This is a genomic window from Maribacter thermophilus, from assembly GCF_001020565.1.
Taxonomy (GTDB): Bacteria; Bacteroidota; Bacteroidia; order Flavobacteriales; family Flavobacteriaceae; genus Maribacter; species Maribacter thermophilus.
On sequence record NZ_LDAS01000001.1, the window covers coordinates 1,075,768 to 1,091,944 of the forward strand.

At 38.0% G+C, this 16,177-nt stretch carries 14 protein-coding genes; 8 read left to right on the forward strand and 6 right to left on the reverse strand.

Features of this window, described 5'->3' with window-relative positions; translation table 11 throughout:
- The first annotated feature begins 11 nt into the window (after window positions 1-11).
- The 3 genes from AB657_RS04760 (at window position 12) to galK (ending at window position 5,584) form a co-directional block, all read left to right on the forward strand.
- Window positions 12-2,543, forward strand: coding sequence for a PIG-L family deacetylase (locus AB657_RS04760; RefSeq protein WP_047245445.1), 2,532 nt, complete (start codon window positions 12-14; stop codon window positions 2,541-2,543).
- A gap of 111 nt (window positions 2,544-2,654) precedes the next feature.
- Window positions 2,655-4,388, forward strand: a complete 1,734-nt coding sequence (locus AB657_RS04765) for a sodium:solute symporter (RefSeq protein WP_047245446.1) — start codon at window positions 2,655-2,657, stop codon at window positions 4,386-4,388.
- Between the two features lie 38 nt (window positions 4,389-4,426).
- Window positions 4,427-5,584, forward strand: a complete 1,158-nt coding sequence (gene galK / locus AB657_RS04770; protein WP_047245447.1) for a galactokinase — start codon at window positions 4,427-4,429, stop codon at window positions 5,582-5,584.
- A 72-nt stretch (window positions 5,585-5,656) separates the two neighbouring features.
- Here the strand turns inward: galK and AB657_RS04775 are convergent, their stop codons facing one another.
- Window positions 5,657-6,502, reverse strand: coding sequence for a DUF2911 domain-containing protein (locus tag AB657_RS04775; protein WP_047245448.1), 846 nt, complete (start codon window positions 6,500-6,502; stop codon window positions 5,657-5,659).
- 86 nt (window positions 6,503-6,588) lie between these two features.
- Window positions 6,589-7,740 (reverse strand): hypothetical protein, encoded by a 1,152-nt coding sequence (locus tag AB657_RS04780; protein WP_052958626.1) that lies wholly within the window; start codon window positions 7,738-7,740, stop codon window positions 6,589-6,591.
- Window positions 7,741-7,943: 203 nt separating this feature from the next.
- Here AB657_RS04780 and AB657_RS04785 point away from each other — a divergent pair, with 203 nt between their 5' ends.
- Genes AB657_RS04785 through AB657_RS04795 form a run of 3 tightly spaced genes read left to right on the forward strand, consistent with a single transcriptional unit; the run spans window position 7,944 to window position 10,445 of the window.
- Entirely contained in the window at window positions 7,944-8,435 is a 492-nt protein-coding gene (locus tag AB657_RS04785; protein WP_047245449.1) for an SRPBCC family protein, read from the forward strand.
- 6 nt (window positions 8,436-8,441) lie between these two features.
- Window positions 8,442-9,131 carry an SDR family NAD(P)-dependent oxidoreductase gene (locus AB657_RS04790; RefSeq protein WP_047245450.1) on the forward strand — a complete coding sequence of 230 codons (690 nt, stop codon included), beginning with the start codon at window positions 8,442-8,444 and terminating at the stop codon, window positions 9,129-9,131.
- A complete protein-coding gene (locus AB657_RS04795; RefSeq protein WP_047245451.1) occupies window positions 9,132-10,445 on the forward strand; it encodes a cryptochrome/photolyase family protein in 1,314 nt (437 codons plus the stop codon). It abuts the gene before it with no gap.
- Between the two features lie 2 nt (window positions 10,446-10,447).
- Here the strand turns inward: AB657_RS04795 and AB657_RS04800 are convergent, their stop codons facing one another.
- Window positions 10,448-11,497, reverse strand: coding sequence for a DUF6340 family protein (locus tag AB657_RS04800; protein ID WP_047245452.1), 1,050 nt, complete (start codon window positions 11,495-11,497; stop codon window positions 10,448-10,450).
- Between the two features lie 261 nt (window positions 11,498-11,758).
- Here AB657_RS04800 and AB657_RS04805 point away from each other — a divergent pair, with 261 nt between their 5' ends.
- Both AB657_RS04805 and AB657_RS04810 read left to right on the forward strand, forming a co-directional pair.
- Window positions 11,759-13,186, forward strand: coding sequence for an amidohydrolase (locus tag AB657_RS04805; RefSeq protein WP_047245453.1), 1,428 nt, complete (start codon window positions 11,759-11,761; stop codon window positions 13,184-13,186).
- Between the two features lie 87 nt (window positions 13,187-13,273).
- Window positions 13,274-13,717, forward strand: a complete 444-nt coding sequence (locus AB657_RS04810) for a VOC family protein (protein WP_047245454.1) — start codon at window positions 13,274-13,276, stop codon at window positions 13,715-13,717.
- A gap of 89 nt (window positions 13,718-13,806) precedes the next feature.
- On the opposite strand, the gene murA is transcribed toward AB657_RS04810, so the two are convergent.
- The 3 genes from murA to AB657_RS04825 all read right to left on the reverse strand — a co-directional run bounded on the left by murA (window position 13,807) and on the right by AB657_RS04825 (window position 16,153).
- Window positions 13,807-15,114 (reverse strand): UDP-N-acetylglucosamine 1-carboxyvinyltransferase, encoded by a 1,308-nt coding sequence (gene murA, locus AB657_RS04815; protein ID WP_047245455.1) that lies wholly within the window; start codon window positions 15,112-15,114, stop codon window positions 13,807-13,809.
- A gap of 16 nt (window positions 15,115-15,130) precedes the next feature.
- Window positions 15,131-15,781, reverse strand: coding sequence for a DUF4290 domain-containing protein (locus AB657_RS04820; RefSeq protein WP_047245456.1), 651 nt, complete (start codon window positions 15,779-15,781; stop codon window positions 15,131-15,133).
- 84 nt (window positions 15,782-15,865) lie between these two features.
- The gene (locus AB657_RS04825) at window positions 15,866-16,153 is read right to left on the reverse strand and encodes a DUF493 family protein (protein ID WP_047245457.1); all 288 of its coding nucleotides are present in this window, start codon (window positions 16,151-16,153) and stop codon (window positions 15,866-15,868) included.
- Between the last annotated feature and the right edge of the window lie 24 nt (window positions 16,154-16,177).

The window sequence follows — 16,177 nt, forward strand, 5'->3', positions numbered from 1 at the left end:
AAACCAACACGATGCGCCATATTCTGGTATGTTTTATATGTAGCTTCTATTTTATAAGTACGCTTACGGCCCAAGTACCAAAGACCAAGTCCACTTCCGATATTTACCATTCGATCCAAAAATTGAATTTTTTGGGAACGGCATTATATATTGCTGCACACCCCGATGATGAAAATACAAGGTTGATATCTTACTTGTCCAATAGTGTACATGCTAGAACAGGTTACCTTTCTTTGACCAGAGGCGATGGCGGTCAAAATTTGATTGGCCCCGAATTAAGGGAATTATTAGGAGTTTTAAGAACACAAGAATTATTAGCCGCACGAAGGGTAGACGGCGGCGAACAACTATTTTCCAGGGCCATTGATTTTGGCTATTCGAAAAACCCAAAAGAAACTTTAAAAATTTGGGACAAAGACCTTATTCTAAGTGATGTGGTATCTGCCATAAGAAAATTTAAACCCGATATTATCATCAATCGTTTTGATCACAGAACCCCGGGCACCACGCATGGCCACCATACATCCTCTGCCATGTTAAGTGTAGAGGCATTCGACCTTGCCAATGACCCCAATGCCTATAGCAACCAGTTAGAAAGTACCGGTCTATGGCAGCCAAAACGTTTGTTCTTTAACACTTCTTGGTGGTTTTATGGAAGTCAGGAAAAATTTGAAAAGGCGGATAAATCAAATCTGTTGAATGTTGACATAGGAACTTATTACCCTATGCTGGGAATGTCCAATAATGAAATTGCGGCACTGGCCAGCAGTCAGCATTTATGTCAGGGTTTTGGAAGGTTAAGAACACGAGGTTCCGAACAAGAATATCTAGAACTATTAAAGGGAGATCTGCCTAAAGGGAAAAATGATCCTTTTGAAGGCATAAATACCACCTGGTCCAGAATTGAAGGAGGTGAAGCCATTGGTAAAATATTAAACAAGATAGAGGCCGATTTCAACTTCAAAGATCCATCAGTACATTTGGAAGATTTGGTAAAGGCCTATGCCCTACTACAAAAAGTTACGGACACCCATTGGAAAAAAATAAAATCGGAAGAATTAAAATCTATAATCGAAGCAGTTGCCGGACTTCATTTAGAAGTTTTTGCGAATCAAGCATTCTCCAATGCAGGTGAAAAAATAACATTTAATGTCGAAGCCCTGAACAGAAGCAATAAAGAAATTGTTTTAGAATCGGTGCTAATAAACGGTCTACCTACAATTAGGGAACCACAAACGCTTTACGACAATAGAATTTTAAAAAGAGAAATAGCCATAGAAATACCATCGGACACAAAATACACCAGTCCTTATTGGTTAATGGAAAGTAGCACATTGGGTACCTATACGGTGAAGGATGCCGATCTTATAGGCAAGCCAGAAACACCAAGATCTTTTACCGCTACATTTAATATAAACTACGATGGGGTAAAAATTCCGATTACCAAAAATGTAGTTTATAAATATGCAAAGCCCGATAAAGGTGAAATATATCAACCCTTTGAAATAGTCCCGGAGGCCACTTCCCATCTTAAGGACAAGGTGATAATATTTGCCGATGATTCCCCAAAATTAATTCCTGTGACCATAAAGGCCCACAAAAACAATGTTTCAGGTACTATACAGCTCGGTATCGGAGATAAATGGAAAGTAGATTCTAATGTTCAAAATTTCAGCATCGAAAAAAAGGGAGATGAAAAAACGTTTTATTTTAACCTGACGCCCCCAGAATTGGAAGATGAAAGCAAAATTTCCTCTATTCTCACAGTGAACGGTAAAAAGATTACCAAAGATTTGGTAACCATCAATTATGACCACGTCCCCACACAAACTATTTTAATGCCGGCGGAAACCAAGGTGGTAAGATTGAACATACAAAAATCTGGTCAAAACATTGGTTACATTATGGGTGCCGGAGATGAAGTACCAACAAGTTTAGAACAGATCGGTTATACGGTACACCTGATCGATCCTTCTGATATTTCAGAAAGTTCACTACAAAAATATGATGCAGTTGTTCTAGGAATAAGGGCTTATAACGTCATCAACGAACTATCTTTTAAGCAAAAATATATTTTAGAATATGTGAAAGAAGGTGGTACGGTAATTGTGCAGTATAATACGGCCGGTAGATGGGCTGATCAATTTGAAAATATTGCTCCATATGACCTTAAAATCTCAAGAGATCGCGTTACCGATGAAAATTCAGAGGTGAAAATTATAGCGAAAGACAATGATTTAGTAAATTATCCGAATAAAATAACAAATAAGGATTTTGAAGGATGGGTGCAGGAAAGAGGATTATATTTTCCCAATAAATGGAGCAAGGAGTTTACCCCAATATTAGAGATGAAAGATGAAGGAGAGCCATCTACAAAAGGAAGTTTACTTATAGCACCATATGGAAAAGGTACTTATATTTATACAGGACTAAGCTTTTTTAGAGAATTGCCCGCAGGTGTACCGGGAGCATACAAACTGTTTTCCAATATGCTGTCAGTTGGCAAGAATAAATTAGAAAATAAAGAAAAGATTAAGGGATGAGTCGGGAAAAAGATGAAAATAAAAGTTGGAAAAAGGAATATACCTTGGTTCTGGTACTGAATTTTATTTACATCCTCTTTTTTTACTATATAATGATATCATTTACATAATATGGGTGCTTTAGACTGGACGATTCTTTGTGGTACACTGCTTTTTATTGTGTCTTATGGCGTATGGAAAACAAAAGGAAGCACCAATGTCAATGATTATGTTAGGGGAGGCAATGAGGCAAAATGGTGGACAATAGGCCTTTCGGTGATGGCAACCCAAGCTAGTGCCATTACCTTTTTATCGACTCCCGGACAAGCTTTTCACGATGGTATTGGATTTGTTCAGTTCTATTTTGGCCTGCCATTGGCCATGATCATTATTTGTTTGGTCTTTGTGCCAATGTACCATAGAATGAAAGTATATACCGCCTATGAATTTCTAGAAAGTAGATTTGATTTAAAAACACGTTCTTTAGCGGCTATATTATTTTTAATGCAAAGAGGCCTTGCGGCCGGGATCACCATTTTTGCCCCTTCCATTATTTTATCGGCGGTCTTAGGTTGGGATTTGGGTACCTTAAATATTATAATTGGTACGCTAGTAATTATTTATACCGTTTCGGGTGGTACCAAAGCGGTAAGCGTTACACAAAAGCAACAAATGTTCATTATAATGACAGGAATGTTCGTTGCATTCTTTTTTATACTTGGTTACCTACCCTCCGATATCACTTTCTCAAAAGCCCTTAAAATAGCGGGTGCCAGTAATAAATTGAATATTTTGGATTTTGACCTAAACACAAAAAGCAGGTATACCTTTTGGAGTGGAATAACCGGTGGATTGTTCTTGGCCTTGGCCTATTTCGGAACCGACCAAAGCCAAGTACAACGTTATTTATCAGGTAAATCCATCAGGGAAAGTCAATTAGGGCTGGTATTTAACGCTATTTTTAAAATACCGATGCAGTTTTTTATTTTACTGGTAGGCGTCATGGTCTTTGTGTTCTATCAATACAATCCTTCTCCACTTAATTTTAATCCTGCTGCCACCCAAGCGATTATGGATTCTCCCTACGCAGAAGACTATAAATTATTGCAAGAGGGCCAAATAGCATTGGAGGCGGAAAAACGTATTGCCCAAAATCAGTTTTCCGCCGCATTGGATATTAAAGAATACACCGCCGTACAAGAGGCCAAGCAACAAATAATCAGAATTAACCAAAAGGACAGCACCAATAGAATAGCTGCAAAATCATTGATCTCGCAGGCCGATAGCTCTGTTGAGACCAATGATAAAGATTATGTCTTTATCCATTTTATTCTTAATAATTTACCAAAAGGACTCATTGGACTATTATTGGCTGTAATACTATCTGCCGCTATGTCTTCTACCGCCTCAGAACTAAATGCCTTGGGTACCATTACCGCTTTGGATCTATACAAGCGAAATAAAAAGGGGGTTTTTACAGAAAAGCATTATGTTAAAGCCTCAAAATTTTTCACTTTTATCTGGGGTATCATAGCTATCTTAATAGCGTGTATCGCTAATTTATTCGACAATCTAATTCAGTTGGTCAACATTATCGGAAGTATTTTCTACGGCAATGTACTAGGTATTTTTCTACTGGCTTTTTTCTTCAAGTTCGTAAAGGGAAATGCCGTATTTTTTGCAGCGGTCATTACTCAGATCATTATTTGTATTATATACTACAACCTAATACATATATATCCGTCCGGAGAAGAAAAGCTAGGTTACCTCTGGTTGAACTTTATTGGTGCGGCCCTTGTTATTTGCACTGCAATAATCTTCGAAGCGTTCGATAGAATGTTAAACAAACCACTTAGCACAAATTAATTTACATATAATTTTCCTTTATAATACATCATCCAATTATGGTTCACACTAAAGTTAAAGACTTTTTCATATCCAAATACGGTAACAGCCCAATAATGGTAAAATCGCCCGGCAGGGTAAATTTAATCGGCGAACATACCGATTATAATATGGGTTTGGTCTTACCTGCTTCTATTGAAAAAGCAATTTATTTTGCCGTTCACAAAAATGATAGTGACCATATTACCGTTGAAACCTTTTTAACGCTACCAGAGCAGATTTCCTTTGACCTAGAAGGAAAACATGAACCTTTTAATGCTTTTTGGGGAAACTATTTTAAGGCCATTATCGAAATATTAATTGAAAAAAAGTACACCCTAAAAGGTTTTGACTGTGTTTTCGGAGGTGATATTCCTATAGGATCTGGCCTCTCATCTTCGGCCGCTCTTTGTTGTGGTTTTATTTATGCCTTATCCAATGCTTTAGACCTATCTATAACTAGAGAGGAAATAGCGTTGATAGCACAGCAGGCCGAACATAAAATTGGTCTTAATTGTGGTCTAATGGACCAATATGCCGTGTTGTTCGGAAGAAAATCCAATGCCCTCTTTTTAGATTGTAAAGATCTAACCCATAAGTACATTCCCATTAATCTTAATGGATACAGTTGGGTACTTATCAATTCGAACATAAAACACAACCTTGCCGTAGATTCTGAATATAATAAAAGAAGAACATCATGTGAGCTGGTCTTTTCTAAAGTGGGGGAAACAAAAAATGACGTCAACTCAATGAGAGATGTCACCTTGACCGATTTGGAGAACTGTAAACCAATTCTGGACGAAAAAGATTATAAACGTGCCAAATATGTCATCGAAGAAAACAATAGGGTTTTAAAAATGATAGAATACCTAGAATCCGGTAATGCCGATGAAACCGGTAAAACTCTATTGCAAGGCCATTGGGCAATGTCTAAAGAATTTGAAATAACCACACCTGAATTGGACTTTTTGGTAAAAACCGGTCAAAAACTGGATGGCTTTATGGGAGCTCGCATGATGGGAGGTGGTTTTGGGGGCTGTACCATAAACTTGATTAAAACAGAGGCTATGGAAAATATAGTGGACACCATTATTAGTGCATACAAGAAAGAAACTGGCATTGATGCTGAAGTCTATCATTTATATATTGATGACGGAGTGCATATTATGAAATAACAAGCTTTGTAAAACACAAAAAACCCCATAGCACTTAGCTAAGGGGCTTTTTTATTTTTTTTGAGCACGTTACTACATAGCTCCCCATTCCTTTAATGAATCTTGATTCATTTTAACATAATCGTCGTTTCCTTGCTCTTTTGCTTTTGCCAATGATTTTTTTGCAGCTTCTATAGCTCCTTTTTTATCACCTGCTTTTGCTAAAATAAGGGATTGTTGCCTTAATTGCCAATAAGCAGGATCTTTGGTCATGGACATGGCCTTGTCCATCCACTCCTTGGCCTTTTTAATATCTTTACCTTCACTAGAATAATATACGGCCGCGGCATAATAATCACCTGCACTTGGCCCCGACAATACCTTTTCTATATTGCTCATTACCGCTTCATCGGTAGGAACCTCAATAGGTATGGCTACATAGGTATTTTCCCATATGATTCCTATATTGGCACCACTAGACTTTAAGTCGTCTATTGTAATGGTAAATGTTTCTACGGGCATATCTATGGGATATACGGGTACAGAAGCCTTGGCCACAACCTTATTTTCATCCCAGTTTTTAGGGGTTCCACCACCATCGATATCGGTATAAAAGAAAACTTCCCAATTCTTCTCACCTGGTTTTGTAAAAATAGAATAAGTACCGGCTTTTACTTTACTACCGGCAATGGTAACATCTGTATCAATAGAAATTTTGGTGTAGGCATTGGCTCCAGTTCTCCATAACTTACCGAAAGGAACCAAATCTCCATATACTTTTCTCCCCCTCATTGAAGGTCTTGAGTAATCGATGGTAACATTTGTTAGTCCTACCACTTGCGTAATTGTCGAAGCCGGACTCGGGGCCGGTGTATTTATTTGTGCCTCTAACGATAAAGAAGCCACAACTGCTAACAAAAAGAGTATTACTTTGTTCATATTTAAGTAGTTTTTAGTGTTTTAACAAAGCTAAATATAAACCAAGGTGCCAAATGTTAACAAATTCTTAAATAAAAATTAGGGGATCAATACCGCACAAAAGGAACGGACAGAATGCGTGAATTTAAGTAAACGGTAAAATAGTAGATACTTAAAGAGGGGAAAATATTAGATATAGAACCTTTAGCATCTAACTCTCCAAAAGACCAAAGAAGCCTTCCTGAACAATCAAAAATTGAAATTCCCTTAATGGTATCCTTTGTTTTAATTTCATACAAAAACGCATCGGAAGCCAAATCTTTATATATAATTACATGTTCTTCGACCTTGTTCTCCCCCTCTAGTCCCTCTTCTAGGTCGATTGGTTCTTGTGGGAGTTTTTCTATAATTTCTACCTTAAATACCCTAGCTTCCGAGGTGATGGACGGTGATTGCCTAGAGAAGTATTCAGATGTTATAAAAAATTCATTATCCGATAATTTGACAATACCTTCGGTCTGTACAAAAGAAAGCCCCAAATCAATATCACCTTCAGGATTATTAAATATTCCTGAAAGGGAAACATCTGTATACTTTAATAAAAAGGGGGTTAACATACTTGAATATCCCAACAAATAAAGCTCGTTCGATTCAATATCATAACTAGCATCCGTTACCAGCCCAATATCGTTTAACGTTGCTATGGCCGTTGCTATATGATCGCCCGGTACATTGGGTATCGCATAAGCGACCGTGCCGTTAGATTGCCATTGTTTTGTGAAAATTACCAACTGCTCCCCTATGACCACCAATGCCTCGGCATCCCAGTTAGAATCTCCATTGTCATTAAAATCCTCTTGCCCTTCATAAACAAAGTTGATATTTTCAGCGGTAACCTTATCCGATTCCAAATACGCCTCTTTCGTTATTCTGTATATGGCCAAATTCTGTCTTGTGCCCTTATTGTTACCTATATCTCCAATGTAAATATAATTCTCGTCCTGGGTAATGGCCTCCCAGTCGTTGTTCTCGACGTTTAATATACTCACTTGCCTTACAATTTCTAGAGAAAGAGTATCAAGCTCGTATAGAATGGCACTGTTACCCGAGTCGTTATGGGTTAATAGACGGCCATTAAAGAAAATTAGCCCTGAAGATTCATCTATGACATCAGGTAATGGTCCAACTTCGGTAACTGTTTGTTGCGCCACCAACAATAAGGAGTTAAAAAATAAAAGGATCCCGATTAAAATCTTCATAATCAATTAATAACGAATGAAGGAAATTTACAAAATCAATTCTATCCCCACGACTATTTAATAGTATTTACTATACGAGGTCGTTTTAATCGACCAAATAATTTTCTCAAAGAGAATAAAACGTTCAATTTTTTAATTATTGTTTAACTATTTTAATTATTTATTAAACAAAAATGGGCTTATATTTGTCGAAATCATTTCTAATGAAACTATATCGCTTATATTCAAAGCAATTTCTATCCATTTCTATGGATGAAGCTTGGAATTTTCTGTCCAATCCCAATAATTTGAAGACCATAACTCCTAAGAATATGTCGTTCACCATTACCTCAGGAGGTGAACTGCCAATGTTTCCGGGACAAATAGTACAGTACACCGTAAGACCTTTTCCTTGGTATACTACCAAATGGGTAACAGAAATCACCCATATAAAGGAAGGCGAATATTTTGTAGACGAGCAGCGCTTTGGCCCATATGCCTTATGGCATCATAAACATTTTATCAAAAAAATAGAAGGAGGAGTGGAAATGAAAGATGTAATAGACTATAAAATTCCCTTTGGATTTATAGGACGTCTGGCCAATCTTATAATCGTGAGAAAACAACTCCGACATATTTTTAATTACAGAGCTCAAAAATTGGATTCTTTATTTGGTTCCATAAATGGACAAAAACACGAGCTACACATAAAATAGAAGTAGATGAAAAACATATTATTGATTGGTGGTTCTTATGGTATTGGGTCCGCTATCGTAGCCCAGTTGCAAGAAACCAACAAAGTATACGTGGCATCGAGAACACCACCTGCGCACCCTCACCGTAACCTGACACATATATCTTTCGATGCCAAAATGGATACATTGGATATAACCTTGTTGCCACAAACCTTGGATGGTTTTATATATTGTCCTGGGAGCATTAATCTCAAGCCTTTTAAAAGATTGGACATGGAAGCTTTTGAGGATGATATGCAGGTTAATTTCTTTGGAATGGTTAAAATAATCAAAACCATTATCCCGAATATGTCTTTAAAATCGTCTATGGTATTCTTTAGTACCGTGGCCGTAGGTAACGGAATGCCCTTTCATACCAGTATAGCCGCGGCAAAAGGGGCCGTTGAGGGCTTTGCCAAATCTTTAGCGGCCGAGTATGCACCAAAAATAAAGGTAAATGTAATAGCACCTTCTTTAACAAATACGCCTCTGGCGGCGAAATTATTGAACAATGAAAAGAAAAAGGAATCTATGGAAAACAAGCATCCACTGAAACGCATCGGTGAAGCTGAGGATATAGCCAATGCCGCCGTTTTTTTATTGAGCGACAAAAGTTCTTGGATCACAGGGCAAGTTATTCATATAGACGGCGGGCTATCTACTTTAAATTTAAACTAAATGTCTAAAAAGAAAGTCTCCGTTTTTTGGTTTCGTCGCGATTTAAGAATCGATGACAATACAGGCCTATTGGCCTCATTGAAGAGAGAATATCCTGTCTTGCCCATTTTTATCTTCGATACCGATATACTTTCAAAATTGCCCCAAAATGACCCGCGTGTAAATTTTATATTCGATTCGGTTCAGAAAATAAGGGCCATACTACAAGAAAAGAACAGTTCTATTGCTATATATAAAGGAAAACCCATAACGGTTTTAAAAGATTTGCTCAACATTTACGATATAAAGGCGGTTTTCACCAATCGAGATTATGAACCATATGCCAAAGAAAGGGATGGGGATATAGCACAGTTTTTACATGAACAAAGTATCGTTTTCAAAACCTATAAAGATCAGGTAATCTTTGAAAAATCGGACATCTTAAAACAAGACGGCACCCCGTATGTAGTATATACCCCCTATAAAAACAAATGGAAAGAGAATTTTAAACCCGATAAACATTTAACCGATCAAGACACTGCCAATTGTCTTGATAATCTTATAAAAAACACGAAGCTTCCTAATCTTACATTGAAAGACCTAGGGTTTGTTACATCAAATATTTCTGTGCAAGATTATGTGGTAACCCCCATCCTAATAGATGATTATGAGAATACCAGAAACTATCCGGCCATAGAAAACGGCACCTCTAAACTTGGGCCTCATTTACGTTTTGGAACAGTTTCTATTAGAAAAATTATTAAAAAAGCCATTGCTGGGGATAACCCGACTTTTTTGAGCGAACTTATCTGGAGAGAATTTTTTATGCAAATTCTATGGCATTTTCCACATACCCAAAAATCCTCTTTTAAACCCAAATATGACCGTATAGAATGGCGCAACAACGAAGATGAATTCGAAAAATGGAAAAATGGGCAAACAGGTTATGCTTTAGTGGATGCCGGTATGCGAGAGCTGAACGCCACAGGATATATGCACAACAGGGTACGCATGCTGACCGCCAGTTTTTTATGCAAGCATTTATTGATAGATTGGCGGTGGGGCGAAACTTATTTTGCAGAAAAACTGCTAGACTATGAAATGAGCTCCAATATCGGCAACTGGCAATGGGCCGCTGGTAGCGGAGTCGATGCGGCCCCATATTTTAGAATATTTAATCCTATGACCCAAGTCGATAAATTTGACCAACAAAAAGAGTACATACGTAAATGGGTTCCAGAACTACAAGAACTTACCTACCCTGATAAAATTGTCGACCATAAAGAAGCCCGGGAACGTTGTTTAAAAACCTATAAAAGCGCCTTGAACAACTAAATTTATTTGGCCAATTGTTGGTTTAATACCTGTTGGTCTCCAATTCTTCTTTTTAAGATATTTATGTACTTCAAAGCAATAGAATTGTTGTAATCCGTATACGAGGTAGATGCCATTTTCATTGCTTTTTCCAAATTACCATTAATTTCATTGATAATGGCCATATTATAATAAGCCCTTCCGGCCACTTTGGCTTTCGGATTGTTCAGCTCCTTCTCCCATAGTTCGGCGGCTCCGTTCCAATCTCCTGCCCTTGCCCTGCGCATCGCGACCACAAAATTATCGGTTCCCCTTACAAAGTAATCACGAGAAACCCTTCTGCTCAAAGGCTTTACATTAAGACCATAATTATTGCCCAGATTACTACTAATCTGCATTACTCCTTCTTTTCTGCCAACTACTGCTTCTAAGGCTCTTACAGGGTTAATACCCTCACCTGTAGAGGTCACATAATTCTTTGAGGTATATTCATCCAATATTCTTTTACCAACGGGATCATAGATTCGCCAACCATTTTTAACCACTGTATTTAAGGTAATCCTATGCCCTGGCACCTTTACCTTAACTCCTAGATTGTTAGGCACGGTTACTTCGGTCATTTGGTAATCGGCGTTGGTATCGGTATCAAAAAATGCTAATGAAAACAGCACATCAACATCGTTCTCCTCACAAATTTTCTCTACGGTTTCCCAAGGTAATGCGGCCGGAAATACGGCAAGTCCTTTACGATGGTCCTCATTGGTCTCTATTAACTTAACACTTTCAAAACGATTGTTTCTGCTTAGTTCATCTAAAAGTCCTGTAACAGCAAATTCGGCTCCTTCCTTATCAAAATTCAATCCTTCCAAAGACAATATTTTGTCTATCTCATCTATAGCTTTATTACTTTCTGATGGTAAGCTCCTATTTATAATACCAATTTTGGTAATATCCGAAGCCAAAGTTATTTGGGCAGGTTCTACCACCCCCATCGTTAGCCTATTGGTGGAGCTGCAAGAAAAAATAGTTAATAGTACAACACAAGAACAAATAAATGATACTGGACCTTTCATATCTTCATTTAAATTAATCGTTCGTATATAACGCAAAAAGCAGCAGAAAAGTATTGTTTTACGATGCACTAAAGAATTACGGTTCCATCATACAACATGCATGAACCACTTTATACAACAATAGAAGATTTTATAATCGGCTCGTTCAAGACTTCATTTAGATAACGAAAACAGTTATATTTACTATACTTTCTTGACTTTGGCAGGTTACATAAAAAAGTCAAGGGACTAAATAAACTAACACCAAACTTTAATTTTAAAATGAAGAAACATTTAATTCTATTCCTATCCCTGTTTTGCATGGTCACGGGATTCGGCCAAAAATTAAGCAAAAACAAAAAAGCAATCATTCAATCTGTAGAAAACCACAAAGAACAGCTCATTAAAATAAGTGATTCTATATGGGCATTGGCAGAATTGGCTTTTGAAGAAAAGCAATCCTCTAGAATTTTGGCCGATTATGCCGAAAAAAATGGCTTAAAGGTTAAGAGGGGAGTTGCCGATATTCCTACTGCTTTCACGGCCACCTACGGCTCTGGAAAACCTGTTATCAGTATTTTGGGCGAGTTTGATGCCCTACCGGGTATCTCGCAACAAGCTATACCAGAAAAAAATCCGTTAAAAGAGGGGGCTGCGGGTCATGGGTGCGGTCACAATATGTTCGGCACCTCTAGTTTAGGCGCCGCTATAGCCATTAAAGAATTAATGGAGGCCGGTAAGATCAAGGGAACCGTTAAATTTTTGGGTACCCCGGCAGAGGAAAAATACTTTGCAAAAGTATGGATGGTGAAGGCAGGACTTTGGGACGATGTTGATGTAAACGTAAGTTGGCACCCTTCTGCCGGCATAGAGGCCGATGTTCAAAGTGGGCTGTCTTTAGTTGATTTTATTGTCGAATTTTATGGTCAGGCGGCCCATGCTTCTGCAGACCCATGGAACGGGCGTAGCGCTTCGGATGCCTTGGAACTGTATACGACCGGGATAAATTATTATAGAGAACATATTCTTCCTACCTCTAGAATACATTATCATATTCAAGATGGAGGCCAGGTAGTTAACGTTGTTCCAGACTATGCCAAGCTTTGGGTCAGGGTAAGAGACCCCAAAAGATCTAAAATGCTACCCACCTATGAGCGTGTAAAAGCAATGGCAGAGGGAGCTGCAATAATGGCCAATGTTGATTACAAGATATCGTTGGTATCCGGAATCTACGAAACCTTGGTGAATAGAACGGGAGGCGAAATTATGCAGGCCAACCTTGAATTATTGGGCCCTATCACCTATACCGACGAAGAACAGGCGTTTGGCAAGGCCATTCAAAAAGCGACCGGTAAACCGGAAGTAGGAATGGACAGTAACATCTATCCGTTAAAGGAAACCGAGGAAAATCCAGGAGGGGGATCCACCGATGTAGGTGATGTAAGTTGGAATGTACCCAATATTAATTTGGGAGTTACCGTAGCCCCAAAGGGCACACCTTGGCATTCATGGGCCGTAGTAGCCTGTGGAGGAATGTCTATAGGGCACAAAGGTATGGTTTATGCAGCCAAGGCCATGGGGATGACCATGTTGGATTTGTTTGAAAATCCTAAAATGGTAGAAAAAGTGAAAGAAGAATTCAAGACCCGAAAAGGCAATGAAGTGTACGAACCTATGATCGATGGTCCACCACCATTAAATGGCAAGTAAATTATATCTCACATAAAGAAGCTGCTATATAAAGGCAGCTTCTTTCATTTTTAAGTATCTTAAAAGCGATAAAATATATTGTTTACCATGAAAAAAAATATAGTACTTCTATTTCTTATGTACGGATGTTTTGCATCTGCACAATCTTATGATTTTACTTACGACCACTATTCGCTAATTGTAAAGGATTTGGAAAAAGTGGGTTCGTTTTATGAAAAAGTATTGAATTTGGAGGAAATTCCGCATCCCTCGGCTCCAACCGGATTCAAATGGTTTCGCATACAAGGAAACTCTCAACTACACCTGATAGGAAAAGACAGTGTAGCATTAAAACACAGCAAAAGTGTACATTTATGTTTATCTACCCAAAAACTGGACGAGCTAGTAGCTTCTTTAAAACAACAAAAAATTACTTTTTGGGATTGGCCCGGTAAAGAAAATGCCATAACGTTAAGAGCTGATGGTGTACGTCAAATTTACCTTAAAGACCCAGAGAACAATTGGGTAGAGATCAACGATGCTCCTCACTAAAAGAACAAGCCTCTCTTATATGAACATGAATCAGATGTTCTCTCCATAACCTTAGTCTACAGAGAGAACATCTATTGTATAACCCTTATTTATACCCTGGTTATCTTGGCCCCTATGGCCCTTAAACGTTCGTCTATATTTTCATAACCACGATCTATCTGTTCTATGTTATGAATAGTAGAAGTTCCTTTAGCCGATAAAGCAGCTATAAGCAATGACACACCTGCCCTAATATCAGGGGATGTCATTGTGGTTGCTTTTAAGGTCGATTTAAAATCGTGTCCTATAACGGTAGCTCTATGGGGATCGCAAAGAATAACCTTTGCCCCCATATCCAATAATTTATCCACAAAGAACAAACGGCTTTCGAACATTTTTTGATGTATCAAAACCTCTCCCCTTGCCTGTGTGGCGACTACCAAAATAATACTTAGCAAATCGGGGGTCAGCCCTGGCCATGGAGCATCGGCAATGGTCAAAATAGAACCATCTATATAATTCTGTATCTCGTAACCATCTGTATGGGCGGGAATATAAATATCGTCCTCTTTACGTTCCAAGGTAATACCCAGTTTATTAAAAACCGTAGGTATTTGCCCAAGATCGTCCCAACTAACATTTTTAATGGTCAGTTCACTTTTTGTCATGGCAGCAAGACCTATCCAGCTACCGATCTCTATCATATCGGGCAACATTCTATGCTCGGTACCACCTAACTTTTCAACGCCTTCTATAACCAAAAGATTAGAACCTACACCAGAGATTTTGGCCCCCATACGGTTCAACATCTTACATAACTGCTGCAAATATGGCTCGCAAGCTGCATTATAAATAGTGGTCTGGCCCTCTGCCAATACAGCGGCCATTACAATGTTTGCCGTACCGGTAACAGAAGCCTCGTCTAACAGCATATAGGTACCCTTCAATCTTTTGGCCTCTACCCCATAAAAATATTCTTCACGGTTGTATCGGAATTTGGCACCTAATTTTATAAAACCTTCAAAGTGTGTGTCTAAACGTCTTCTTCCTATTTTATCGCCACCGGGCTTAGGAATGTATCCTTTTCCAAAACGGGCCAATAACGGACCTACCAACATAATAGACCCCCTTAGGCCCCTACCATCTTGTTTAAATTGGTCAGACTGTAAATAATCCATATTTACATCGTCTGCCTTAAAAGTATATGAACCTTTTCCTTTTTTCTGGATCTTTACTCCCAAGTCCTCTAAGAGAGAAATTAGTTTATTTACATCTACTATGTCCGGAATATTGTGTATGGTCACCTTTTCAGGTGTTAACAACACTGCACATAAAATTTGTAAAGCTTCGTTTTTTGCCCCTTGTGGCGTTATTTCACCAGATAGTGAATGGCCACCTTCGATTTTAAATGTTCCCATCTATAGGATTGGAAATTTAGTAGCGTTTTTTACCGCGATTATTGTTTCGATTCTTTTTACCAGAGTTTGATCTAGGTGATTTAGCGACCCTGTTCTTCAAAAATTGACCACTATCGGTCAAATTTTCACCTTTTGCCGCCAAATCTATCTCTCCATTGCTAAGTTCATACAAATGGTTAAAAATAGCCTTGTCATCCACCACATCCTTGTTCCAATTAAGGTAACATTTTTTCATGTGATTGGCAATGGCATATTCTAGGCCAGATCGCTTGTCTCCTTTTTCCCATTTCACAGCAACATCTATCATTCTTTTGATATTGTTACCATAAAAACGGTATTTAGGAAAATTTTGAGGATATTCTAAAGGTTCCGGGCGCTTTCGTAACATCTCTTTAGAGGTAATCGGAAATGGAGATTCCACATCCAATTTAAAATCCGACATGATAAACAATTGATCCCAAAGTTTATGCTGAAAATCTGGAACATCGCGTAAATGAGGTTGTAAGTTGCCCATTACGCTTATAATCGATTTTGCTACTTTATTTCTTTCTACAGGGTCTTCTATCGATACCGCATAATCTACCATTTTCTGAAAATGCCTACCATATTCAGGTATAATTAATTGAGGACGCTCTGTATTGTATTCGAGGTGTTCTACTAAATCCAAATTGGAAAATTTAACTTAAAAAATGTTTGAAGAAGTATTCTTATAACGACCGCAAAATAATAAAATTATAGGTGATATACTATTTTAAAGAGATATTACGCCTTCTATAGCCCCTACTTCCTTGTATTTTATGATCACTTCATCTGGGTTTTTAAGATTTACGGTAATAGAAACACTGGTATATTTTCCCTTTTTCGATTTTTTCAACTCGATTACCGCTCCCGTGTTATCGAATATTTTATGTATTCTTTGAATTTTCTCGGTGTCCGACAGCACAATAAATTTGTACAGGTAGTCAGAAGGCCAGTTAGCGGTCTCTGTCAATTGTTCCTTCAATTTGGCATAAAACTCATCAGAATTTTTTTCTGTCATTATCTATAATTTTGTACAAATATA

Excerpts from the sequence above, each read along its gene's own strand:
- galK (WP_047245447.1), top strand. The coding sequence starts at position 4,427 with ATGGTTCACACTAAAGTTAAAGACTTTTTCATATCCAAATACGGTAAC.
- AB657_RS04780 (WP_052958626.1), bottom strand. The coding sequence starts at position 7,740 with ATGAAGATTTTAATCGGGATCCTTTTATTTTTTAACTCCTTATTGTTG.
- murA (WP_047245455.1), bottom strand. The coding sequence starts at position 15,114 with ATGGGAACATTTAAAATCGAAGGTGGCCATTCACTATCTGGTGAAATA.
- AB657_RS04810 (WP_047245454.1), top strand. The coding sequence starts at position 13,274 with ATGAAAAAAAATATAGTACTTCTATTTCTTATGTACGGATGTTTTGCA.
- AB657_RS04760 (WP_047245445.1), top strand. The coding sequence starts at position 12 with ATGCGCCATATTCTGGTATGTTTTATATGTAGCTTCTATTTTATAAGT.
- AB657_RS04800 (WP_047245452.1), bottom strand. The coding sequence starts at position 11,497 with ATGAAAGGTCCAGTATCATTTATTTGTTCTTGTGTTGTACTATTAACT.
- AB657_RS04795 (WP_047245451.1), top strand. The coding sequence starts at position 9,132 with ATGTCTAAAAAGAAAGTCTCCGTTTTTTGGTTTCGTCGCGATTTAAGA.
- AB657_RS04785 (WP_047245449.1), top strand. The coding sequence starts at position 7,944 with ATGAAACTATATCGCTTATATTCAAAGCAATTTCTATCCATTTCTATG.
- AB657_RS04775 (WP_047245448.1), bottom strand. The coding sequence starts at position 6,502 with ATGAACAAAGTAATACTCTTTTTGTTAGCAGTTGTGGCTTCTTTATCG.
- AB657_RS04825 (WP_047245457.1), bottom strand. The coding sequence starts at position 16,153 with ATGACAGAAAAAAATTCTGATGAGTTTTATGCCAAATTGAAGGAACAA.
- AB657_RS04765 (WP_047245446.1), top strand. The coding sequence starts at position 2,655 with ATGGGTGCTTTAGACTGGACGATTCTTTGTGGTACACTGCTTTTTATT.
- AB657_RS04790 (WP_047245450.1), top strand. The coding sequence starts at position 8,442 with ATGAAAAACATATTATTGATTGGTGGTTCTTATGGTATTGGGTCCGCT.
- AB657_RS04805 (WP_047245453.1), top strand. The coding sequence starts at position 11,759 with ATGAAGAAACATTTAATTCTATTCCTATCCCTGTTTTGCATGGTCACG.